Source organism: Streptomyces sp. E11-3 (genome assembly GCF_046540415.1).
In the GTDB taxonomy this organism is placed as follows: domain Bacteria; phylum Actinomycetota; class Actinomycetes; order Streptomycetales; family Streptomycetaceae; genus Streptomyces.
The window spans coordinates 511,465-533,099 of sequence record NZ_JAZGRL010000002.1; the positions used below are offsets into that span (position 1 = coordinate 511,465).

At 71.9% G+C, this 21,635-nt stretch carries 21 protein-coding genes; 13 read left to right on the top strand and 8 right to left on the bottom strand.

Annotation, left to right across the window (positions count from 1 at the left end):
- Nucleotides 1–77 precede the first annotated feature (77 nt).
- The 4 genes from U9R90_RS21105 to U9R90_RS21120 all read left to right on the top strand — a co-directional run bounded on the left by U9R90_RS21105 (nucleotide 78) and on the right by U9R90_RS21120 (nucleotide 5,292).
- Complete coding sequence (locus U9R90_RS21105; protein WP_411058213.1) at nucleotides 78–785, top strand: ABC transporter ATP-binding protein; 708 nt, start codon at nucleotides 78–80, stop codon at nucleotides 783–785.
- Complete coding sequence (locus U9R90_RS21110) at nucleotides 782–3,130, top strand: ABC transporter permease (protein ID WP_411058214.1); 2,349 nt, start codon at nucleotides 782–784, stop codon at nucleotides 3,128–3,130. The genes U9R90_RS21105 and U9R90_RS21110 overlap by 4 nt, the downstream gene beginning before the upstream one ends.
- 521 nt (nucleotides 3,131–3,651) lie before the next feature.
- Complete coding sequence (locus U9R90_RS21115; protein ID WP_411058215.1) at nucleotides 3,652–4,515, top strand: YhjD/YihY/BrkB family envelope integrity protein; 864 nt, start codon at nucleotides 3,652–3,654, stop codon at nucleotides 4,513–4,515.
- A 240-nt stretch (nucleotides 4,516–4,755) separates the two neighbouring features.
- On the top strand, nucleotides 4,756–5,292 hold the full coding sequence (locus U9R90_RS21120) for a GNAT family N-acetyltransferase (RefSeq protein ID WP_411058216.1): 537 nt from the start codon (nucleotides 4,756–4,758) through the stop codon (nucleotides 5,290–5,292).
- A 106-nt stretch (nucleotides 5,293–5,398) separates the two neighbouring features.
- Here U9R90_RS21120 and U9R90_RS21125 read toward each other — a convergent pair whose 3' ends face one another.
- Nucleotides 5,399–6,136 (bottom strand): DUF4232 domain-containing protein, encoded by a 738-nt coding sequence (locus tag U9R90_RS21125; protein ID WP_411058217.1) that lies wholly within the window; start codon nucleotides 6,134–6,136, stop codon nucleotides 5,399–5,401.
- Between the two features lie 187 nt (nucleotides 6,137–6,323).
- Between U9R90_RS21125 and U9R90_RS21130 the strand changes: the two genes are divergently transcribed.
- The 4 genes from U9R90_RS21130 to U9R90_RS21145 all read left to right on the top strand — a co-directional run bounded on the left by U9R90_RS21130 (nucleotide 6,324) and on the right by U9R90_RS21145 (nucleotide 11,456).
- Nucleotides 6,324–7,715: a helix-turn-helix domain-containing protein gene (locus tag U9R90_RS21130; protein ID WP_411058218.1), complete on the top strand. Its 1,392-nt coding sequence runs from the start codon at nucleotides 6,324–6,326 to the stop codon at nucleotides 7,713–7,715.
- 73 nt (nucleotides 7,716–7,788) lie between these two features.
- Complete coding sequence (locus U9R90_RS21135; protein ID WP_411058219.1) at nucleotides 7,789–8,406, top strand: TOPRIM nucleotidyl transferase/hydrolase domain-containing protein; 618 nt, start codon at nucleotides 7,789–7,791, stop codon at nucleotides 8,404–8,406.
- A 185-nt stretch (nucleotides 8,407–8,591) separates the two neighbouring features.
- Complete coding sequence (locus U9R90_RS21140; protein ID WP_411058220.1) at nucleotides 8,592–10,805, top strand: prolyl oligopeptidase family serine peptidase; 2,214 nt, start codon at nucleotides 8,592–8,594, stop codon at nucleotides 10,803–10,805.
- Between the two features lie 144 nt (nucleotides 10,806–10,949).
- Nucleotides 10,950–11,456 (top strand): Rieske (2Fe-2S) protein, encoded by a 507-nt coding sequence (locus tag U9R90_RS21145; protein WP_411058221.1) that lies wholly within the window; start codon nucleotides 10,950–10,952, stop codon nucleotides 11,454–11,456.
- 60 nt (nucleotides 11,457–11,516) lie between these two features.
- Here the strand turns inward: U9R90_RS21145 and U9R90_RS21150 are convergent, their stop codons facing one another.
- Complete coding sequence (locus U9R90_RS21150) at nucleotides 11,517–12,167, bottom strand: cysteine hydrolase (RefSeq protein ID WP_411058222.1); 651 nt, start codon at nucleotides 12,165–12,167, stop codon at nucleotides 11,517–11,519.
- A 160-nt stretch (nucleotides 12,168–12,327) separates the two neighbouring features.
- Here U9R90_RS21150 and U9R90_RS21155 point away from each other — a divergent pair, with 160 nt between their 5' ends.
- On the top strand, nucleotides 12,328–12,798 hold the full coding sequence (locus tag U9R90_RS21155; protein WP_411058223.1) for a pyridoxamine 5'-phosphate oxidase family protein: 471 nt from the start codon (nucleotides 12,328–12,330) through the stop codon (nucleotides 12,796–12,798).
- Nucleotides 12,799–12,878: 80 nt separating this feature from the next.
- Here the strand turns inward: U9R90_RS21155 and U9R90_RS21160 are convergent, their stop codons facing one another.
- Nucleotides 12,879–13,781, bottom strand: coding sequence for a LysR family transcriptional regulator (locus U9R90_RS21160; RefSeq protein ID WP_411058224.1), 903 nt, complete (start codon nucleotides 13,779–13,781; stop codon nucleotides 12,879–12,881).
- 74 nt (nucleotides 13,782–13,855) lie between these two features.
- On the opposite strand from U9R90_RS21160, the gene U9R90_RS21165 reads away from it, so the two are divergent.
- Nucleotides 13,856–14,851, top strand: coding sequence for a DMT family transporter (locus U9R90_RS21165; protein ID WP_411058225.1), 996 nt, complete (start codon nucleotides 13,856–13,858; stop codon nucleotides 14,849–14,851).
- Nucleotides 14,852–14,903: 52 nt separating this feature from the next.
- Here U9R90_RS21165 and U9R90_RS21170 read toward each other — a convergent pair whose 3' ends face one another.
- Nucleotides 14,904–16,235, bottom strand: a complete 1,332-nt coding sequence (locus U9R90_RS21170) for an aminotransferase class I/II-fold pyridoxal phosphate-dependent enzyme (RefSeq protein WP_411058226.1) — start codon at nucleotides 16,233–16,235, stop codon at nucleotides 14,904–14,906.
- Nucleotides 16,236–16,271: 36 nt separating this feature from the next.
- Between U9R90_RS21170 and U9R90_RS21175 the strand changes: the two genes are divergently transcribed.
- Nucleotides 16,272–16,943 carry a pyridoxamine 5'-phosphate oxidase family protein gene (locus tag U9R90_RS21175; protein ID WP_411058227.1) on the top strand — a complete coding sequence of 224 codons (672 nt, stop codon included), beginning with the start codon at nucleotides 16,272–16,274 and terminating at the stop codon, nucleotides 16,941–16,943.
- Nucleotides 16,944–17,114: 171 nt separating this feature from the next.
- Here the strand turns inward: U9R90_RS21175 and U9R90_RS21180 are convergent, their stop codons facing one another.
- The 3 genes from U9R90_RS21180 to U9R90_RS21190 form a co-directional block, all read right to left on the bottom strand.
- On the bottom strand, nucleotides 17,115–18,095 hold the full coding sequence (locus U9R90_RS21180) for a DMT family transporter (protein WP_411058228.1): 981 nt from the start codon (nucleotides 18,093–18,095) through the stop codon (nucleotides 17,115–17,117).
- Nucleotides 18,096–18,290: 195 nt separating this feature from the next.
- A complete protein-coding gene (locus U9R90_RS21185) occupies nucleotides 18,291–19,358 on the bottom strand; it encodes an EamA family transporter (RefSeq protein ID WP_411058229.1) in 1,068 nt (355 codons plus the stop codon).
- Nucleotides 19,359–19,521: 163 nt separating this feature from the next.
- Complete coding sequence (locus tag U9R90_RS21190; protein WP_411058230.1) at nucleotides 19,522–20,076, bottom strand: Clp protease N-terminal domain-containing protein; 555 nt, start codon at nucleotides 20,074–20,076, stop codon at nucleotides 19,522–19,524.
- A 197-nt stretch (nucleotides 20,077–20,273) separates the two neighbouring features.
- On the opposite strand from U9R90_RS21190, the gene U9R90_RS21195 reads away from it, so the two are divergent.
- The gene (locus U9R90_RS21195) at nucleotides 20,274–20,537 is read left to right on the top strand and encodes a hypothetical protein (protein ID WP_411059843.1); all 264 of its coding nucleotides are present in this window, start codon (nucleotides 20,274–20,276) and stop codon (nucleotides 20,535–20,537) included.
- 95 nt (nucleotides 20,538–20,632) lie between these two features.
- Nucleotides 20,633–21,061 (top strand): SRPBCC family protein, encoded by a 429-nt coding sequence (locus tag U9R90_RS21200; RefSeq protein WP_411058231.1) that lies wholly within the window; start codon nucleotides 20,633–20,635, stop codon nucleotides 21,059–21,061.
- 97 nt (nucleotides 21,062–21,158) lie between these two features.
- Here the strand turns inward: U9R90_RS21200 and U9R90_RS21205 are convergent.
- The coding region (locus U9R90_RS21205; RefSeq protein ID WP_411058232.1) for a PadR family transcriptional regulator at nucleotides 21,159–21,635 on the bottom strand (477 nt) is incomplete at its 5' end.

Consider the following 21,635-nt stretch of genomic DNA (forward strand, 5'->3'; position numbering starts at 1 on the left):
GGGGCGCGCTCCTAGCGTCCCGGGAGTCAGATGCCCGATCTGACGCACGCTGATGCCCGTATCGAAGGAGCCCGTTCATGACCACGCCGGTGATCGAACTGTGCGAGGTGAGCCGCCGTTACAACGACGGCCCGCCCGCCCTGCACGAGGCGTCGCTGACCGTGCGGCCCGGCGAGGCCGTCGCGGTCCTCGGCCCCTCCGGCAGCGGTAAGTCCACGCTGCTCAATCTGGTCGCGGGCCTGGACCGGCCCGATGCGGGGTCCGTCACCGTGGACGGCGTGCGGGTGGACCGCCTCGGCGAGGCCGGAGCGGCCCGCTACCGGCGGTCGAAGATCGGCATGGTCTTCCAGTTCTTCAACTTCCTCGACGACCTGACCGTCACCGACAACGTCGTCCTGCCTGCACGGCTCGCGGGCATGGCACGTGGCGAGGCGGACCGCCGGGCGGCACAGCTCCTGGAAACCCTCGGCATCGACCGGCACGCCCGCGCCTACCCGGGGCGGCTGTCCGGCGGCGAACGCCAGCGCGTCGCGGTAGCACGGGCGCTGATGAACCGGCCGCCGCTGCTCCTGGCCGACGAGCCGACCGGGGCCCTGGACACAGCCGCAGGACAGGACGTCAGCAAGCTGCTCACCGACCTCAACGCCGAGGGCCAGACCATCGTCGTGGTCACCCACGACCTAGCGCTGGCTCGGTCCTGCACGAACCGTACAGTCAGGATCGCCGACGGCCGGATCACCGAGGACCTCATGTCGCCCGCCGTCGCCTCCGAGGCCGTCCGATGAGCGCCCTCGGCAAGGTGGTGCGCTCGGGGGTGGGCCGGCGTCGCGTGCAGACGCTGGTGATCGGGCTCGCCACGATGATGGCGGTGGCCGCCTCCGTCCTCGGCGGATCGCTGCTCGTGGCCTCCGGCGCGCCCTTCGCCGACGCCTTCGCCGAGCAGCGCGGCGCGCACCTGTCCGTCGAGTTCGACGCGGGCCAGGTGAGTGCCGGGCTGCTGTCGGAGTCCGCGGGCACCGAAGGGGTGAGCTGTGCGGCAGGGCCGTTCCGTACGGCGACAGTCGCCCCGACGTCGGACGGGGCGGGCTCCGGGTGGCCGATGACCGTGGTCGGGCGGGGTGATCCCGGCCGGGACGTGGACGAGGTGGCGCTGCTCGACGGGCGGTGGCCCACGCGTTCCGGCGAGATCGTGTTGTCCGCCGGCTCCTCGCTCATCCCGACCCTGGGCATGAAGCTCACTTTCCTCGAGCTGTCCGGCCGCCCGACACTGACGGTGGTCGGAGTAGCCCGGTCGGTGACACAAACCGCCGACGCGTGGGTGGTGCCGTCCCAGATGCCGGCGCTCACCGCGCCCGGCAGCGGCGGCTACCAGATGCTCTACCGCTTCACCGACGCGGGCACCGCCGCTCAGATCAACGCGGGTGGCGGGGCCGTGACGGAGAACCTGCCGCGGGGAGCGGCCGTCGGCAAACAGTCCTGGCTCACCGTCAAGAAGAACGCCGAGCGCGACACCGCCCTCTATGTCCCGTTCCTCATCGCGTTCGGTGCCCTCGGCTTGGTCATGTCGGTGCTCATCGTGGGCAACATCGTCGCGGCGGCCGTCGGCGCGGGGACCCGCCGCATCGGCATCCTCAAAGCCATCGGCTTCACCCCGGCCCAGGTCGTACGGGCTTACGTCGGCCAGGCGCTGATCCCGGCCGTAGTCGGCACGGCACTCGGTGTCCTCGCCGGCCACCTGCTGGCCGTCCCCGTGCTGGCCGAGACCGAGGAGGTCTACGGCTCCTCCTCCCTGACCATCGCCCCCTGGGTCGATGTGTCGGTGATCGCCGGGGTGCTCGGCCTGGTCGCGGCGACCGCGTGGGCGAGTGCCTGGCGGGCCGGCCGGCTGCGTACGGTCGACGCGCTCGCCGTCGGGCATAACACGCCGACGGGGCGCGGCCGGTGGGCGGCCCGTCTGGCCGGCCGGCTGCCGCTGCCGCAGCCGGTCGCGCTCGGCCTGGCCCGGCCCTTGGCACGGCCCGCCCGCGCGCTGGCCATGGGCACAGCGGTCCTGTTCGGCACCATCGCCGTCACGTTCACCGTGGGGATGGTGGCCTCGCTCGGCGAGGTGATGAAGGCCAAGGCTCACGATGCCGCCGATGCCACCGTACCCGCGCCGATGCCGGACTTCGGCCCCCAGGACCCTGCCTCCGAGAAGAAGCCCCGGGCCGATCCCGCCGCGGTCGCCGCGGCCATCGAGGCCGGCGCCGGAACCGGGAAGCACTACAGCGCCGCGACGGTACGGGCGACCGTGTCCGGCGTGACCGGCACCGTCGACGTGATCGCCTTCACCGGCGACGCCTCCTGGGGCGGCTTCGCGTTGGTCTCAGGCCGCTGGACCGACAAGCCCGGCGAGGCCGTGGTCCCGACCCCCTTCCTGGCCGCCACCGGCACCCGCATCGGCGACACCGTCACCGTGAACGGCCTGGACCGGCCAGTCACGGTGCGGATCGTCGGCGAGGTCCTCGACCCCCGTAACGACGGCATGCAGGTCTTCACCGACGCGACGACCCTCGCGGCCGCGCACCCCGACCTGACGGAGACGAGCCATCACATCGCGGTCGCGTCAGGCACCGATGTCACCCGTTACGTCGACGCGCTGAACAAGGACCTGGCGCCGCTGGGGGCCACCGCCCAGGCTGGCGGGCTCGGCAACGGCAGCGACATGGTCGTCACGCTCAACTCGCTGTCCGCGATCCTCACGCTGATGCTCGTCGCCGTCGCCGCGCTCGGCGTGCTCAACGGCGTACTGCTCGACACCCGCGAGCGCGTCCGGGAGATCGGTGTCCACAAGGCGCTCGGCATGACCCCTCGGCAGATCGTTGCGATGGTCCTCACCTCGGTCGTCGTGACCGGCTTGGTCGCGGGCGCGCTGGGCGTGCCGCTCGGCGTGACCCTGCACGGCTGGGTCTTCCCCGCGATGGGCGACAGCGCAGGACTCCGTCTCCCCGACTCCGTCATCGCCGTCTACCACGGGGCCGAACTGCTCCCGCTCGCACTCGGCGGCCTGCTCATCGCCGCCCTGGGCGCGCTCCTGCCCGCAGGCTGGGCCGCAAGGGCCCGCACCGCCACGGCTCTGCGCACCGAATAGAGGTCAGGTTCCGTGGGCCGCCGGATCACCCTCCGCCCGCAGCCGGAGTACGAGGTGATCCGGCAGGCACGAGCCCAAGAAGACACCCAGGAGTGGAAGGAGCAGTACGCACACCGGGGCCGGCGTCGAAGGCACCGTCTCCCAAGGTGTCCGGGCCTTCGCCCTGCGACGATGCCGCTACCCGTTGTCATGACGCCGCGAGGCGCTGATCCTGCTGGCGGCACAGACGTGTCTCGTGAGGCGCGAGGCAGCTCCACTTGATGTGCGGGCTTCGGTTGACCGCCGCTGCGGGACCGTTCTTGCACCAGGGCTCAAACGGGCCCGGGTGGCGTCCCAGGATGCCGCGGCTGTTGCTCTCCGAGGGGAGCAGGGCCGCGCCCGCGTCGCTCCGGGTCGAGGTCCAGGGCGCGGCGGATCTGCTGGACAGCCGCAGCGGTCCGGCAGGCCCAACAGGCGCCGCGGGGACCCGTTCGGCGGTACGCCGGACTGGCCCCGTAACGATTGCGGGTATTTGGCACAACATGCCCCCTACATCCCGAGCGCCGAACCACGGCGGCCCGGCGCAGCACGGACATTGGTTCCTGCGCCTCCACCGCCGCCTGCTGACGTCGGTTGTCGGGCTCGCCTGGAACCGCGGGCGCGAGATGGAGCTGATGCACCGCGCCATGGGCTTCGCGGCGCTCAGCTTCCTCACTCTCGTGCCCCTCCTCGTCGTCGTCGCTGCGGCCGACCTCGCGAGGGGAGAGGGCTTCGCCCGATGGCTGGTGCACGGTCTCGGAGTGTCCGAGGTGTCGGAGGAGGAGATCGAGCGACTGTTCGGCATGCCGGGACAGGCGTTGCAGCGGACCACGGCGCTCGGCCTCGCCGCGCTGGCCGCGTTCGGTGTGACCTTCGCATCCGCCGTACAGACCGGCTATGAACGCGTGTGGGACTTGCCCCCGGCGCGCTGGCACACCATGTGGCGGCACGTCGTCTGGCTGGCCGTGCTGGTTTTCGTCCTGCTGCTCTTCGTCACCGCGCCCTCGCCGGAGGAGTCGTCCGCCGTCGAGACCGCCCTCGTCGCCGCGGGCGATGCCATCGGCGCGTTCATTTTCTTCTGGTTCTCGCAACGACTGCTCCTCTGCGGCCGGATCCGCTGGCGGGCGCTGGCCCCCGGGGCCGCGGCGACGGCCCTCGGGCTGCTCGGGCTGCGGGTCTTCTCGCAGCTCGTCTTCTCTCCGCTGATCGCGTCGAACGCGGTGACGTACGGCCCGTTCGGGACGGTGCTGGTCCTGCAGTCCTGGCTGGTGGGGGTGGGCTTCGTCGTGTACGGCGCGGCGCTGGTGGGGCGCCTCGTCCACGAGCAGCGGGTACGGCGCAGACTGACGGACGACGGACTGAACTGACGGACCGCACTGACGGACCGCACTGACGGACCGCACTGACGGGCCGACAGGTCCGGGCCGTGGGGAGAACGCTGGGCCCGCGACCCGGATCCGCAGATTCGCACATCCGCAGATCCGCCGGGCCGCATCCGGATGCGGGCCGACGGTCCGCACTGGTCGACGACCCCTCGCCACAGATCCAGGAAGTCGCCCGCCAGCAGGCCGACTTCGACCGGCCGGGCCTGCGATAGGTTGCCCGCCATGACTGACCTCGGACCCGTCGCCTGGCCACCTGCCCCGATCAAGACCGAGCGGCTCGTGCTCCGCGAGCCCGAGGCCCGAGACCGTGCGGCGTTCGTCGAGCTGCTCGCCTCACCTGAGGTGCATACCTACCTTGGCGGCCCCCAACCGCGTGATGAGCTCGAGCGCGCGGTGCCCGAGATATCCGGACGGCGGCCCGGCCTCTTGGTGATCGATCTCGACGGAGCGATGATCGGCCAGATCACGCTCTACAGAGAAACGGGGCACCTTCGTCAGGCTGCCGGGAAGGCCGAGCTCGGCTACCTGTTCCTGCCACAGGCGTGGGGATACGGGTACGCCGCCGAGGCGTGCGCAGCGGCACTGGACTGGTTCGCCGACGCGCTTCCCGGCGAACCAGTGGTGCTCGCCACCCAGACCGCCAACGAGCGCTCGATGCGCCTCGCGGCCAAGCTGGGGTTCACCGAGGTGGAACGGTTCGAGGCCTACGGCGCCGAGCAGTGGTTCGGCATGTGGTCCTCGGTCACGCCGTCCGGTTGAGCTCGTACTCGACAGCGCGGATCCACGAGGTGTCGCCCCGTCGCCCCGTCACGCCGTCGCCCCGTCTCGCCGTCTCGCCGCGTCTCGCCGTCTCGCCGTCTCGCCGTCACCAGGCGATGACGTCGTCCAGCGACTGCTGCCAGTACGTGACCTTGAGCGAGTCATCGATGTACATGCCATCGGCGGGCAGCGACGGGTGGGCGGGGGCGACATTCTCGTTGTCGGAGCGGCCGCTGAAGTGGACGGTCAGCGATTTCTCGGTGTGGCCGTTCGCGGTGCTGCCGTCGGCGCCGGACAGGAGCACGGAGGCGTAGCCGGACTCGCCGGGCTTGAGCGTGACGACGGCCTGCGGGTGGGTGTCCTCGTCGACCGGGGGAACGGACTGCGCCTCGCCGAACTGGACGGCCGGGTAGCCGTAGAGGTAGCAGGTGTTGCTGCCGGTGTTGGTGACGGTGAGCAGCATGTGGTTGATGGGGCGGGTCAGCGGGGCCGCGACGGTCTTGGTGTTGGAGCCCTGGCAGGTGACCGCCTTGCCGGAGGAGGCGGGGCCCTTCGACGCGGGGGTGTTCGCGGTCGGCTTCGCGTCATCGGAGGAGGTGCCGGTGGATGAGGCGCCGTTGGGGGTGCCCTCGGAACCGTTTGCGGACGCGCCGTTGGAGCCTGAGGCCGGGGCCTTCGATGCCGGGGTGCTCGCGGCGGGCGACCCCGCGGGGGACGAGCCCGCGGAGGCGCCTTCGTCACGGGCTCCGGTTCCGTCGCTGCACGCGGTCAGGGAGAGCGCGGCGAGTGCGACGGTCGCGGCGGCGGTGACGAGGCGGGTGCGGGAGTTCCGGTTGCTGGACATGTGGTCGAGCCCCTTCGAGGTTTCGGCTGGTGTGGTGCTTGGATGACCGGAGCTTGCGGGGTGATCCGTCCCAGCTGCCAGGATTGGCCGGGAACGGGGGATGCTGGAATGCCGAAACTTGCTCTGAGCAGGGGATATACGCGGCCCCTGGAACGCTGTTCTGGGACGCGGAGGGATGGAGGAACGGGTGTCTGGGGGAACCGGGACCGGGGGAACGGACGGGTTCGCGGAGCTGCTGCGGGAGCTCAAGGAACGCTCTGGACTGAGCTACGGGACGCTGGCCAAGCGGCTGCACATGAGCGCGTCGACGCTGCACCGCTACTGCAACGGCACGGTGGTGCCGACGGATTACGCCCCCGCGGAGCGCCTCGCGCGGCTCTGCCGGGCGACTCCGCAGGAGCTGCTGGAGCTGCACCGCCGGTGGATCCTGGCCGACGCGTCGCGGGGCGTGAAGCCGGTTCAGCAGGGCTCCACGGCGCAGCCACCGCAGCGCCCTACTGAACCGACCCCGGCAGCCGAACCATCCGAGCCGTCCACACCGTCCGCAGCGACCACACCGTCCGAGCCGACCACACCGTCCGGTTCAGCCGGGTCAGGAGATGAGCCGGTCGTCGTCGCCTCAGCGCCAGCAGGACCCGTGCCGCCGCGGCGCCGCCGCGTCGTGCTCATCGCCTCCGTCGCCGCGGCCGCCGTCCTGGGATCCGTCGTGCTCGCCGTGAACCTGTCCTCCGACGGGGACGGAGGGGGCGGAGGCGACGGCGGGAACCGGCAGGCGGCAGGAGCCACCGCCGCGACGACCGGCGCCAAGGGCACGGGGAAGACGCCGTCCACCTCGGACTCCGCGTCCCCGTCCGCCTCGGCCTCCGGCTCCCCGTCCCCGAACGGCAAGCGGAGTCATGAGCCGTCCGCCCCGGCGTCCGCGTCCGCCCCCGCGAAGGGCGGCGGCAAGGGCGACGCGGGCGGGGCCGCCTCCGACAGCAGCGCCGTACCACTCACGGTCGCTATCCGCCCGTACGTCTACGACAGCCCGTGCAGCCAGCACTTCCTCGTCGACAGCGAACCGGCGCAGGTCGGGCCGCCCGCCACCGAGCAGGACGCTCAGCGCTGGGCCTCCGCGTACGGCGCCGTCTCATCCGGCGAGCAGCGCGTCGCCCTCACCGTGCAGGGCACCGGCACGGACACCGTCGTCCTGGAAGCCCTCCACGTACGGGCTGTCGCCAAGGGCGCGCCGCTCGCCTGGAACGACTACTCGATGGGCGTCGGCTGCGGCGGCGGTGTCGACACCAAGTCGTTCGACATCGACCTCGATGACGGCCGCCCCGCCGTCACCGTCAAGAACGGCCAGCGCGACTTCCCGTACAAGGTCAGCGAGTCCGACCCGGAGGTCTTCTACGTCACCGCGCACGCCAAGGCCCACGACGTCCGCTGGGACCTGACCCTGGACTGGTCCAGCGGCTCCCGCCACGGCACCCTCCACATCGACAACAACGGCAGCGCGTTCCGGACGAGCGCCGGGGCCGGCCGCCCCGGCTACGACTACCCGCTGGGCGGCAGCGAGTGGATCAAGCGGGAGGAGTAGCCGTACCGCGTCGCCAGCAGGACCGTCGAAAATTCCCGCGCCGTGCAGGTCGATGGAAAGGCAGACTCCCTCCATGGCGAATATGCGGGCGTTCCAGGACGCGGTCAGCTGCTGGGCGGCCGGCGGCCCCGGCGAACCGGCGGGTGAGCTGGCTGTGCAACTGGGGCTGCGGACGGCGGTGTTGCTGGAAGGACTGAGTGATCTCGCGGCAGTCGAGGCCCTGGCCACACGACGCGGCCGGGACCTGGCCGCCGAAGGAGTGTGCGTCGTGGCGATGGGCGGGGCGATGAGCGTCGGCCGCTACGCCGGCCTTCTCGGGCCCCCCGGTCTTGGCCTGCGCCTGAGGGGACTGTGCGACGAGCGCGAGCAACGCTTCTACGACCGCGGCCTGAAGCGGGCCCGGGTGCCGCATCGGGGCTTCTTCGTGTGCGTGGCGGACCTGGAGGACGAGCTCATCCGCGCGCTGGGCACGGCGAGGGTCGAGGAGATCATCCAGGCCGAGGGCGAACTCCGTGCCTGGCAGACCTTCCTGCGCCAGCCCGCACACCACGGTCGGCCCCGGCACCAGCAGTTGCGGCGCTTCCTCGGCACGAAGAAGGGCCGCAAGATCCGCTACGGCCATCTCTTGGTGGAAACCCTCGACCCCGAACAGGTACCGGCCCCGCTCGACGACCTCTTCACGAGCCTGTGACCGACGCACGAAAGCGCGGTCACAGCCACTTCGCGTGCTCTGCCCCGCCGCCCGTCCGAGGCGCCCAACCGGCGCTGGGAGCGCCTGGGGAGAATCGGCTACCCCAGCCCGTACACCTCTGCTGACACACGTGCCGAGATCGTCGGCCTCGACGATGCCGGGGAGCGAGTGTCAGAGTGCCCGGCATGGACACCCGTGACTTTCCCCGCCAATTCGCCCGCACGCGCCGCTTCTCGCTCGGTGTGCCCCGCGCGTTCACCGTCTCGCCCGACGGCGAGCGGGTGCTGTTCCTGCGCACCACCGGGGGCGAGGACCCGGTGAGCCGCCTGTGGCTGTACGAGGGGGGCGAGGAGCGGATACTCGCCGATCCGACGGTACTGAACCGGGACGGCACGGTGCCCGACGCGGAGCGGGTCCGCAGGGAGCGCGCCCGGGAGACCTCGGACGGCGTGGTGGCCTACGCGACCGACCGCCACGCGCGCGTAGTGGCGTTTACGCTCGGGGGCGCGCTCTGGGTGGTGCGGACCGACGACGGCGCCGACGTCCCGCACCGTGTCCCGACGGCAGGTCCGGTGATCGACCCGAGGCCGTCGCCGGACGGCTCGGTCATCGCATACGTCTCCGGGGGCGCCCTCCGTACGGTGCGCGCCGACGGCACGGACGGCCGACTACTCGCGGAACCGGAGTCGGAACCGGACCCGGAGCCAACTCCGGCATCAGAATCAGAGTCGACGTCGGCGTCGGCGTCGGCGTCGGCGTCGGCGTCGGCGTCGGCGTCGGCGTCGGCGTCGCCGGATGTGACGTACGGTCTCCCCGACCACATAGCCGCCGAGTCCATCGGCCGCCACCGCGGCTACTGGTGGGCCCCGGACGGCACGGCCCTGCTGGCGGCCCGGGTCGACACCTCCCCCGTACAGCGCTGGTACCTGGCCGACCCCGCGCACCCCGAGCGACCGCCCCGGTCGGTCCGGTACCCGGCGGTGGGCACGGCCAACGCCGTGACGAGCCTGCACCTGCTGCGGCTCGACGGGGAGCGCCTCGAGGTCCGTACGCCCGCCGCGGTCGCCGCCGACCAGCACCCGGCCGGTGACTGGACCGACACCGCCTTCGAGTACGTGACCAGCGCGTCCTGGGACGAACTCGGGCCGCTGGTCTCGCTGCAGACCCGTGACCAGCGCTCCGACTGCGTCTTCGGCATCGATCCGGAGACCGGCGATACGGAGCTGCTGCGCCACCGCCGCGATGACGCGTGGGTGGAGCTGATGCCGGGCACCCCGGCGCGCACCGGGTCGGGCACCCCCGTACTCCCCTGGACCAAGGACGACACCACGGGCCTGCGGATCGGGGACGCCGTCACGGCACCGGGGTTGCAGGTCCGCGAGGTGCTGGGCACGGTCGGCGACCGCGTGCTGTTCACCGCGAGTGAGGAGCCGACAGAGGTCCACGTGTGGTCGTACACGCCCGAGGACGGCTTCGTACGGGTCAGCGAGGAGCCTGGCGTGCACACGGCGGTGGCGGGCGGCGGCACCCTGGTGCTGGACAGCCGGACCTCCCACGGGCACACCGTCACGGTGCTGCGCGACGGGAAGGCCACGGGCCACATCGGCGTACGGGCCGAGGAACCCCTGGTACGTCCCGCACCCGCCCTGCTGCGGCTGGGCGAGCGGGAGCTGCGCGGCCACCTGTATCTGCCGACCGGTCACGAACCGGGTAGTGGACCGCTGCCCGTGCTGCTCAACCCGTACGCGGGACCGGGCCTGCAGATCGTGGTGCGGGCCCAGGCCTGGTGGTCGACGGTCTCGCAGTGGTTCGCCGACCAGGGCTTCGCCGTCCTGGCGACCGACGGGCGCGGCACGCCCGGACGTGGCGCGGCGTGGGAGAAGGCCATCCACGGGGACCAGTTGGCTCCGGTACTCGATGACCAGGTGGACGCGCTGCACGCGGCCGCGCGGACACATCCGGACCTCGATCTGGAACGGGTCGTGATCCGCGGGTGGTCGTTCGGCGGGTTTCTGGCGGCAGGAGCGGTGCTGCACCGGCCCGATGTCTTCCACGCCGCGGTGTCCGGTGCGGCCCCGACCGACATGCGGCTGTACGACACCCACTGGAAGGAGCGCTACCTGGGCCATCCGGAGTACCAGCCGGAGAACTACGAGCGCTGTTCCCTGGTGGCGCACGCGCACCGGCTGACCCGGCCGCTACTACTGGTGCACGGACTCGCCGACGACAACGTGGTGGTCGCGCACATGCTCAGGTTCTCCGCCGCGCTGCTGGCGGCGGGCCGCCCGCACAGCGTGCTGCCGCTGTCCGCCGCCACCCATCTGGCGACCGGCGCGGGCGTGGCCGACGCGCTGCTGCTGCACGAGCTCGACTTCCTGAGGAAATCCCTGGCACTTTGAACATCCCGGCGCGCCGGTCCGTACGACTCCTCGAAGACTGCACGACCGTAAACCACGTAAACCATTCGACACAGGATGCAAGACGTAAGAACGGCACAAAACGTGGCATAGCTGCCACGCCGAGGCATCTCAGGGGAGACCGGCATGACCGCTGTACAGGAACCCACTCCGACGCATCCCTCGCCCACACCGTCCCGCCGCGTCGTCGTGGCTGCCGTGGGAGCGGCTGGGCTGGCGGCGGCGCTGGCGGCCTGCGGGAGCTCCGACGACGACTCAGGGTCGTCGGGTGACGGCGCGGACCAGACCACGCAGCCCGGCGGGGACGCGACCAAGCGGGAGGAGGACACCGGCGGCTCCGGCGGCGGGGCGGTGCTCGCGCAGACCGCGGACATCCCGGAGGGTGGCGGGACAGTGTTCAAGGACCAGAAGGTGGTGGTCACCCAGCCGACCGCGGGCGAGTTCAAGGCCTTCTCGTCCACGTGCACCCACCAGGGCTGCACGGTGAAGGACGTCGCGGGCGGCACCATCAACTGCCCGTGCCACGGCAGCAAGTTCGACCAGGCCGACGGCAGTGTCAAGAACGGCCCGGCGACCCGTCCGCTGCCTGCCGCGCAGATCACTGTGGAGGGCGACTCCATCAGGCTCGCGTAGCGGGATCGCTTGGTGGCACGCCTGGTGGGCACACCTGCGGGCACGCCTCGTGGGCGCGGGTCAGGCCCGCTTGGCGCGGCGTGGCCGCTTCCAGCTGCCCAGTACGTCGTCGGTGGTGGTGACGGTGGCGACCAGCGCGAGCGTGTTACGGACCATCGCCGGGGTGTAGTCGGAAGGCACCCCGGCGATGGCGTCCGCGGGCACCACGGCCGTGTACCCCAGGTTCACCAGGTCGAACACGGCGTTGGGGATGGCCACATTGGCCGAGACTCCGGTCACGATCACCGTACGGCAGCCGAGGTTCCGCAACAGCGCGTCGGCGTCGGTCCCCGCAATCGGTGAGAGGCCGTGCAGCCGCCGCACCACGAGGTCCTGGTCGGCCACCTCGATGGGCGGTGCGATCCGTACCGCCTTCGTGCCGGAGAGCTGTTGGACGGGGAGCCGCTGGGCGGCGCGGAACAGCCGGGCGTTGCGGTTGGCACCGCGCCCGTCCGGTCGGCGCTCGGCCACCGCGTGCAGCACCTGCACGGCGGCCGTGTGCGCGGCGGACACCAGACGCGCGACATTCCCGAGCGCCCCCGACGCCCGTGCCTCCTCGGCGAGTTCGGGCAGCGCGCTGTCCGTGCCGACCACGCCCTGCTGGCACTCCACGGTGAGCAGCGCGGCGGTGGCGGGATCGAGGAGTTCGGCGAGCTCTTCGTTCGACGGCATGGGTCCCCCTGTCGCAGGAAGCGGCGCGAGGCGCGAGGGTAACCCCCATTGCGTACCGGCGGAAGAGACCCCATCCTTTTCTGACGCAACGTCAGACGCCCGGCATCGGGCGCCCAGCAGCGGACGCCAGCCTGCGCTCGGCAGGCGAGAGGGAGGAACCATGGCCGCCACCCAGCGCAGGGGCCGCAGGATCATGATGACACCGGGCGAACGGGATGCCTTCCTGACCGAACAGCGCACCTGCCGGGTGGCCACTGTGTCTCCGGACGGCGCGCCGCACGCCAGCACGCTCTGGTTCGCCTGGGACGGCAGTTCGCTGTGGCTGTATTCGATCACCCGCAGCAGGCGCTGGGCCGACCTGCGCCAGGACCAACGGATCGCCGTGGTCGTCGACGCGGGCGAGCAGTACGGCGAACTGCGCGGCGTCGAGCTCTCCGGCACGGTGGAGTTCGTCGGCGAAGCGCCTCGCAAGGGCGAGCCGTGCGCCGAACTCGAGGCGCCAGAGCGGCTGTTCGCACGGAAGAACTTCGGCATGGACGAGATGCCGCACGACGGCAGGCACGCCTGGGCGCGGCTTACCCCGGACGCGATCGCCTCCTGGGACTTCCGCAAACTCGCGGGGCCGCGGTAGGACCGCCGCGAGGCCCCTGCGACGGCCCTACGAGAGCCCTGCGACGGCCCTGCGACGGCCCTGCAAGAGCCCTGCGAGGGTCAGCCGACCGTGGCTCCCGCCGCGCGCAGCGCCTCGACCGCCGCCCGGATCGACGGGCGGCGGTCGGCGTCCGCCCGCCACACCGCGTAGACATGACGCCGCACCCCCTGCCGCACCGGCACCACGCGTACGCCGTCCGGCACCACCCCACGCCCCAGGCGCGGCGCCACACAGACCCCGAGCCCGGCGTCGACGAGCGCCAGTTGTGTGTGGTGCTCCTCCGCGCAGTGGCTGACGCGCGGCTCAACACCCTTGGCCCGCAACGTGAACATCAGCCAGTCGTGGCAGTACTCGCCCTCCGGCCAGGAGACCCACTCGTCACCGGCGAGCTCTTCGAGGTCGACCTCGTCCCGGTCGGCGAGCCGGTGCCCGGCGGGCAGCACCACATCGGCGGGGTCGTCGAGCAGGGACGCCCTGGCCAGCCCCTCGGGCACCGCGAGCGGCTTGTTGTACCAGTCGAGTACGACGGCGAGGTCGAGGTCGCCGCGGACCACCCCCGCGGCGCCGTCCCCGGGTTCCAACTCCCGTGAGGTGACCCGGAGTCCGGGATGCCGCTCACGCAGGGCGGCCAGCGCGGTGGGGAACAGCCCGCGCGCGGCGGTCGGGAAGGCGGAGATCCGCAGCTCGCCGACGGCCAGGCCGCGCTGCGCCTCCAGGTCGGACTGTGCCAGTTCGACCTGGGACAGGATGCGCGCGGCGTGGTCGGCGAGCAGTCGCCCCGCGTCCGTGAGGCGGATGCCACGCCCGTTCTTGGCGAGCAGCTGCTGGCCGACCTCACGCTCAAGCTTGGTCATCTGCTGGGACACCGCGGAGGTGGTGACATGCAGCCCCGCGGCGGCCCCGCTGACCGAGCCGTGCCGGGCGAGGGCGTCCAGGGTGCGCAGCCGCTCCAGGTTCAACATGTAAGCGATGCTACGTCATAGGGCACACAAAATCTCGATTGTGCTAAGAGATTCATTCGGTCAGGGTGAAGCGCATGGCACCCGTCGCGCCCCGCACTTCGACCAGACCTCACGACCGCTCCGCCCCCTCCCCCGCACTCGCAACCACAACCGCACCCGCACCCGCACCCGCACCCGCACCGCGGCGTCCCGCCGTCGACTGGCGTATCCGCTTCGCGCTCCTCTCCTCCATCTGGGGCTTCAGCTTCCTTCTCATCAAGGTCGGCACCGAGGCGTACGCGCCCTTCCAAGTCACCTTCGGGCGGCTGCTGTTCGGCGCGGCCGTCCTGGGCGTCGCACTCGCCGTTCGCAGGGAGCGGCTGCCGCGCGGACTGCGCACCTGGGGGCACCTGACCGTCTCGGCGTTCCTGCTCAACGCCCTGCCGTTCTCGCTCTTCGCCTACGCCGAGCTGACCATCCCGTCCACGCTGGCCGGAATCTGCAACGCCACGTCACCGCTGTGGGGCATGGCCCTGTCCCTGGCGGCCCTGTCCGAGGACCGGCCGACCCGCCGCCGGGTCGCGGGTCTCGGCCTCGGCTTCCTCGGGGTGCTCACCGTGCTGGGCGCCTGGCAGGGTTTCAGCGGTCTGGACTTCGGCGGCACCGCGCTGGCACTGCTGGCCTCGCTGAGCTACCCGATCGGCTGGATCTACGTCCGCCGCACCCTGGCCGACACCGGGCACTCGAACCTCTCGATGACCGGCGGCCAGCTCCTCCTCGCCACAGCTCAACTGGCCGTGGTGACCCCGCTGTTCACCTCGATGCCGACCCGCCTGCCGGTCGTCCCGCTGCTCGCGGTGGTGGCGCTCGGCGCGCTCGGCACCGGACTGGCACTGCTGCTGCAGTACGGCCTGGTCGCCGAGGTCGGCCCGACGACCGCCCAGATGGTCACGTACTTCATCCCGGTCATCGCCACCGCCGCGGGCGTGGCACTGCTCGGCGAGTCACTGGCCTGGTCCACACCGGTGGGCGCGGCGATCATCCTCGCGGGCGCCGCACTCACCCAGTCCAGGCCGCGCGCACGGCCCTGATTCGCCGGTACGGGCCCCGCGCACGCAGAGAGCCCCACGGGGCGCACACGCCTCACTCGTGACGCCGCGCAGGCATCGGCCCCACGGCGGCGGCCACCGCGTCGGCCACCGCGTCGATCTCATCGGGCGACAGCGACGACACAGTGATCCGCACGCCCTGTGCCGCGCCCATCCGGAAGCGCGCCCCCGGAGCGACCGCCCACCCCGCGTGCAGCAGCCGCGCGACGGCCCCCGTCTCGTCCGGTACCGGCACCCAGACGTTCAGCCCGCTGCGCCCGTGTGCGACGACGCCGTGCCGGGCGAGCGCGGCGATGAGGGCGTCACGGCGCTCCCCGTAACTCGCGGCGACGGCGTGCGCGTCCACGGCGCCCGTGGTCCACAGCCGGACCACGGCGCACTGCAGCAGTCGGCTCACCCAGCCGGGGCCGAGCCGCTGCCTGCCCTGCACCCGGTCCACCGTGACCGGGTCGCCGGTGAAGACGGCCAGCCGTAGATCCGGTCCGTATGCCTTGGCCACCGAGCGGACCAGCACCCAGTTGTCGGTGACCCCGGCGACCGGGTGCGGCGGCAGATCGACGATGCCGTGCCCGTGGTCGTCCTCGATGAACAGCACCTGGGAGTAAGCGGCGAGCACGGATTTGAGCGCACGCGCGCGTGGAGCGCTCACCACGGCCCCGGTCGGGTTCTGCGCCCGGCCAGTGACGATCACGGCCCTGGCCCCCTCACCCAGCGCCCGCTCCACAGCGTCCGGAAGGGGCCCCTCGTCGTCGACCTCCATGCCGACCGGACGCAGTCCCAGGGCCGGGATCAGGTCGAGCAGACTCCCCCAGCCCGGGTCCTCGACGGCGACCGCGTCACCCGGCCTGAGGTGGACGGCGAGCACCCGCTCGATGGCGTCGAGCGCCCCGGAGGCCACCCCGACCGGGCCGTCCGGGATGCCGTCCGCGTCGAAGGCCGCGCGCACCCACCGCTCCAACTCGGGCTCCACGGCCGCCGCGCCGTACAGCACGGGCCGCTCAGCGGCGCGCTCTCCCGCCGCCGCCAACGCCTCAGTGAGCGAGGGCAGCAGGGCCGGGTCCGGGTTGCCCATGGAAACGTCCCGCACCCCAGGCGGCACATCGACACGGATCGCCTCGCGCGCCGTACTGGCGGGCCTCGGGCGCACGCGACTACCCCGCCGTCCCGCGGTCTCGATCACCCCGCGCTCACGCAGGGTGCGGTACGCGGCAGCGACGGTATTCGGATTGACGCCGAGCCGCGCCGCCAACTCCCTCATAGGGGGAAGGAGTTGACCCGGCTCCAGCTCGCCACTGCCCACCGCGCGCTCGACGCTGGCCGCGATGTCGGCTGCACGCCGCCCTTGAATCCGATATTCTCCTAGCACAAACACAATTATGCACTAGTGCAATGGAGGTCGCAAATGACCGTGCAGCAGGACACCGCCACCTACGCCCCGACCGACCGCACCGTCCCCACCCGCGCCCGGGAGCGCGCGTCGTACGACCGCGAGTTGGTGCACTCGATCATCGACGAGGCGTACGTGTGCCACCTCGGCTTCGTCCGGGACGGTGCCCCCGCCGTACTGCCCACGCTGCACGGTCGACTGAGCGAGCGGCTGTACGTACACGGCTCCACCGGTTCCCGGCCGCTGCGCATGGCGGGGCGGCCCGATCCCGGTCTCGCGGTGTGCCTGACGATCACCCATGTCGACGGCCTCGTACTGGCCAGGTCCGCGTTCCACCACTCGCTCAACTACCGCTCGGTGGTGGTGCACGGCACCGCCCACCAGGTCACCGACCTCGACGAGAAGCGCGCCGCACTGGACGCCATCGTCGACCAGGTGGTCCCAGGCCGCTCGCGGGACTCGCGCCCCGCCGACACCAAGGAACTGGCCGCCACCGCGGTACTCCGGCTCGACCTGGAGGAGGTGTCGGCGAAGGTCCGTACCGGCGGCCCGAACGACGACCCGGAGGACAGCGGACTCCCCCACTGGACCGGCGTGATCCCGGTGGTGAACGGCTACGGCACCCCGATACCCGCCGACGACCTGGCCCCCGGCATCGAGCTCCCCGACTACCTCAAGGCGCTCTGACGCCGACAGCCGCGTGCGCCACAGGTCCGGGAGAGCACCATCGAACAGGTCTGATCGAACAGGTCTGGGAGAGCGCCATCGATACGCGCCGCTCTCCCAGAGTGTCATTCAGCGGCGCTCTCCCGGACCCTCATTCACCGGCAGCTCACCAGCCCCTCATTCACCGGCAGCTCATACGACGGCGACCGCCTTCCGTGCCGCCACCGCCCCGCGTGCCTCGGCCGCGGCCAGCCCCGCCACCGAGGCCAGCATGAGCAGGGTCCCGGCCACGGTGGCCACCGTGAGCTCCTCGCCCAGCAGGACGACCGCGATCACGGCCGCGCTCACCGGCTCCAGCAGCATCACCACCGACACCGTGGCGGCTCGCACCACGGCCGCACCGGCGAAGTACAGGACGTACGCGAGCGCCGTGGGCACGGCAGCGATGTACACGACCAGTAGCAGCGCCCGGCCCGCGTCCTCCGTGTGCGGCAGCAGCCCCTCGGCAAGCCCCAGCGGCAGCAGGCACAGGGCGGCGACCCCACAGGTCCACGCCGTCGTGGTGACCGAGTCGCCACCGGCGCCGCCGCGCCCCCACCACCGCGCCAGCAGCGCCATCACGGAGTACCCGGCCGCCGAGACCAGCGCCCACAGGACACCCGACGGACGTACGGTCGCGCCGCCGTCCCCCAGGGCCAGCACCGCGAGGCCGACCAGCGCCCCGACGACCGCGACGGTCCCTCCGCGCCCGAGGCGTTCGCCCAGCAGGAGACGGGCGCCCAGCGCGATCAGCACCGGCCCGGCGCCCAGAGTGATCACGGTAGCGACCGCGAGACCGGTGACCTCCACCGCGGCGAAGTAGGCGGTCTGGAAGACGGCCAGCGCCACTCCGAGCAGGACGACACGGCCGAGCCGCACCGGCTCGCCCGCCGCGCGACGGCCACGCCGCAGCAAACCCGCGGCGACGAGCAGCAGCATGCCGCCCGCGCACCGCCAGAAGGAGAGCGAGACCGGCCCGATGTCGCTGGCCCGGAAGACCAGCGAAGCGGCCGCACCGGCGGTGCCCCAGGCGACCCCGGCGACGATCAGAGAGAACAGGCCCCGCCCGACGGGCAGGCCACCGGAACCAACAGTTCCGCAGGATTCAGCAGTTACAGCAGATGACGACGACACGTGGCTTCTCCGCGTGAGACAGAACGATCAGGACTGTCGTCTGCGGGCAGCAGTCATCCACCCAGGAACACCGGGAAACGCCGAGGAACACTGGGGAACACCGGGGAACACCCGGGCCACAGCGATGCGTGTGGTGGCCGCCCGCGCTAAGCGGCAGGCGGCGGAAGGACGAGCGTGTTCGGCATGATCGTCACCCTAAGCGGTGTGGCCGCTCGCGGACAACCGCCCCGCGTCGCCCCCGTCCCCGTCCGCGACCACGCCCGCGCCCTCGACCACGTTCCCGTCCGCGATCGGACCTCCGCCCGCGACCGGCCCGGACGGCGGCTTGGCGGGCGCCGTGGACTGGGCGATGACCGCGCCCACCAGCACCACCGCGCCCCCGATGATCTGCGGCGCCGACAGGTACTCACCGAGCATGATCCAGGCGAGCACGGTCGCGATGACCGCCTCCAGACAGGCCACGACCCCGGCGACCTGCGGCGAGAGCCGCCGCACCGAGAACACCCCGAAGCTGTAGGCGAGTACGGTCGTCACCAGCACGATCCAGCCGAGCAGCACCACGGCCGACACGGAAGTGCCGCCCATGTCGGCGGTGCCCGTCAGCAGCGTCCACTCCATGTTCCAGGGGCGCGCGATGAACGTCAGCACCACGCTTCCGACGATCAGTCCGTACGCGATGACACCGAGCGGATCAGGAGCCGCCTCCCCCGCGTCACTGCCGTGGTCGCCGAGCAGGAAGTAACCGGCCTGGCAGAAGGCCGCCCCCAGCGCGAGCAGCACCCCGATCGCGTCAAAGCTCAGCCCGGCCCACACCTCGACCACACAGGCCAGTCCGGTGACCGCGAGCGTGGCACCGACCGCCGCGGCCCGCGTCACCTGCCGCCGCTGTACGAAGCGAATCCAGGCGAGCACGAGCACCGGCCCGAAAAACTCGATGAGCAGCCCGACACCGACCGGGATGCGGGAGATCGCGGCGAAGTAGAAGGCCTGCACACCGGCCACCGCCAGCAGCCCGAAGCCCACGAGCAGCATCGGCCGCTGGCGCACCAGCGCCCGGTGTCGCCAGGCGATCGGCAGCATGACGAGCGCGGCGCCGGCCGCCCTGAGCCACACCACGTGCAGCGGGTCGAGCCCCGCCTCGATCAGCGGCTTGGCCGCGACCCCGGAACCGCCGAACGCGCATGCCGCGGCCAGGGCGTACCCGAGACCGACGCCCTTTCCCCGGCTTGCCGGGGCCACTTGAATCCCTTGAGACCTGGACATCGGCACATCATGACAGGCGCGGTCATGAGCGTCACCACCCATACCCCTGACATCTCGATGCCCGAGACGGACCGGGGCCCGCCGCTCGACACCAGGAACCCGCCAACACCCAACACCCAACACCCGGCACCCGGCACCCGGCACCCGGCACCCGGCCACGCACTCACGCGCGCTCGACAAGCTCGGCGACCCGCCCCTCGAAGCCCTCCGGCTCCACCCCACCCCGTCGCAGCACCTCGACCGCCCGGCACTCCGGGTCCCTGGCCAGTGCCGCCAGCAGATGAAGCCCTGTGGCCCGCGGCGCCCCAAGCCGCTCAGCCCGCGCCAAGGCCGCCGCCATGGCCGAAGCCGCCGCGGGCGACCACCCGGCGTACTCCCGCACCACAGGCACCGCACCAGAGTCCTCGACCGCACCCGCCCACCGCAGTCCGTAGCCGATGCTGCGCTGCACGAGGTAGCCGAGCAGCCGGGCCGCCTCGGCGCCGCTGAAGGCCTCGCACACGGCAGGGTCCGTCTCCAGCAGGGAATGCAGCAGATGCGCGGTGTCGATCTGTCCGTCACCGGTGCGTGCGGCCCGCCTGCGCGCACCGGCGACCACGGACGTCAGCTCCGCGCTGAGCTGGACGCCACGATCCGCATGGAGGGGGCCGGGCTGCGGGGTCGGCCGGGTGGGGCTTGGCACATCTCCCACCCCATCAGTCGCGGGCGTCCGAGGCATCCCCGGCGGGGAGCATTCTGGCGTCCCACAGAGGTTGGGGACGCGTGTGCGGGTTCTCCTCCTTACGGATGACATCACCCCCTTCTCCCCCGAGGGGCGCGCGCCGCCTTGCTTCGCTCCCCTTACGCAACCACGCCCGGCCCTGAACACGTCCACCAAGGCACCCGATCCACCCGCCCGTCGACAGGAAGCGACGCATGCCACCCGGTCCGCACCGCGCCACCAGGCACGCGACGCAGCACGCCCCGAAGCCGAAGCTCCCTGAGGAATACGACTGCTGGCTGGTCGCGCTGCCCGCGATGGACGGCAAGCAGTACGTGTACCGGGTGTACGCACCGCATGACGCCCTGCCCGCGGATCTGTTCTGGGAGGCCTGGCACTGCCACGACGAGGGGTCGTTCCCCTGGGCGCCCGACGTCTTCGACACGGCGGTCATCCGGCGTATCGGCGACGCATTCTGACGGATCGTCAGTCTTGTAACTTCCGGACCCCGCCGCTACGTTCCGCGACACCGTCGCTGCGCCCGCCGCAGCGCCCGACGAGAAGGGGTGGTCGTATGGCCGAAGTCAGCGCGGAGGCACGCTTCGAGGCACCCGCGGAGAAGGTCTGGTCGAAGCTGACGGACTTCTCCGTATACGGCGAGTGGAACGCCACGCACACCGGATTCCCCCAGGGCGCCCCCACCTCGCTCGAGGTCGGCGGCACCTTCGAGGAGAACATGAAGCTGATGGGCTTCCCCGCCGAGGTCACCTGGACCGTCGAAGAGCTCGAAGCGGCCCGGCTGTTGACGATCAGGGGCAAGGGCCCGATGGGCGTCAGCGTCGGCACCCGCTACCGCCTCACCCCGGACGGCGACGCCACGACGGTCCGCATCGAGGGCGAGTTCACCGGCGCGGCGGTATCGCTCATGGCGGGCAAACTCAAGGACTCGGCAACGGCCGCCCTGAACGAGTCCCTACGCAAACTGAGCGCCCTGATCGGCTGACCCGCCAGGCGACAACCACTCCAGCCGACGACAGACGGCGGCGCCCCGCCTACCTCACGCGGGACGCCGCCGTGCCCTTGTCCGCCGCCGAGGGCGCTCACCCTTCGTCGGCGAGGATCAGATACATCTTCTTCCGGGCCTCGTTGATGACGTCGAGCGCCTTCTTCCGCTGCTCGGGCGAGCCGGTCTTCCAGACCTGCCCGTACGCCTCCATCAAGCCGAACCCGGCCTGCCGGATCTCGTTGATCGTCTCCCAGTCGACCCCGCGCCCCGCTTCCTCCCAGGGAGCGTCGGCGCCCTCCTCGGCCGCCGCGCGGCCTTCGTCGGTCAGCGCGAACAGCTTCTTGCCGCCCCCGCTCTCACTGGCGATCAACCCCTCGTCCTCCAGCAGCTGCAGGGTCGGGTAGACCGAACCCGGACTCGGCTTCCAGGCCCCTCCACTGCGCTCGGCGATCTCCTGGATCATCTCGTACCCGTGCATCGGCCGGTCCTTGAGCAGCGCCAGGATCGACGCGCGCACATCGCCGCGCCGCGCCCTGCCCCGAGGACCACCGCGCCCCCGGCCACCCCAGGG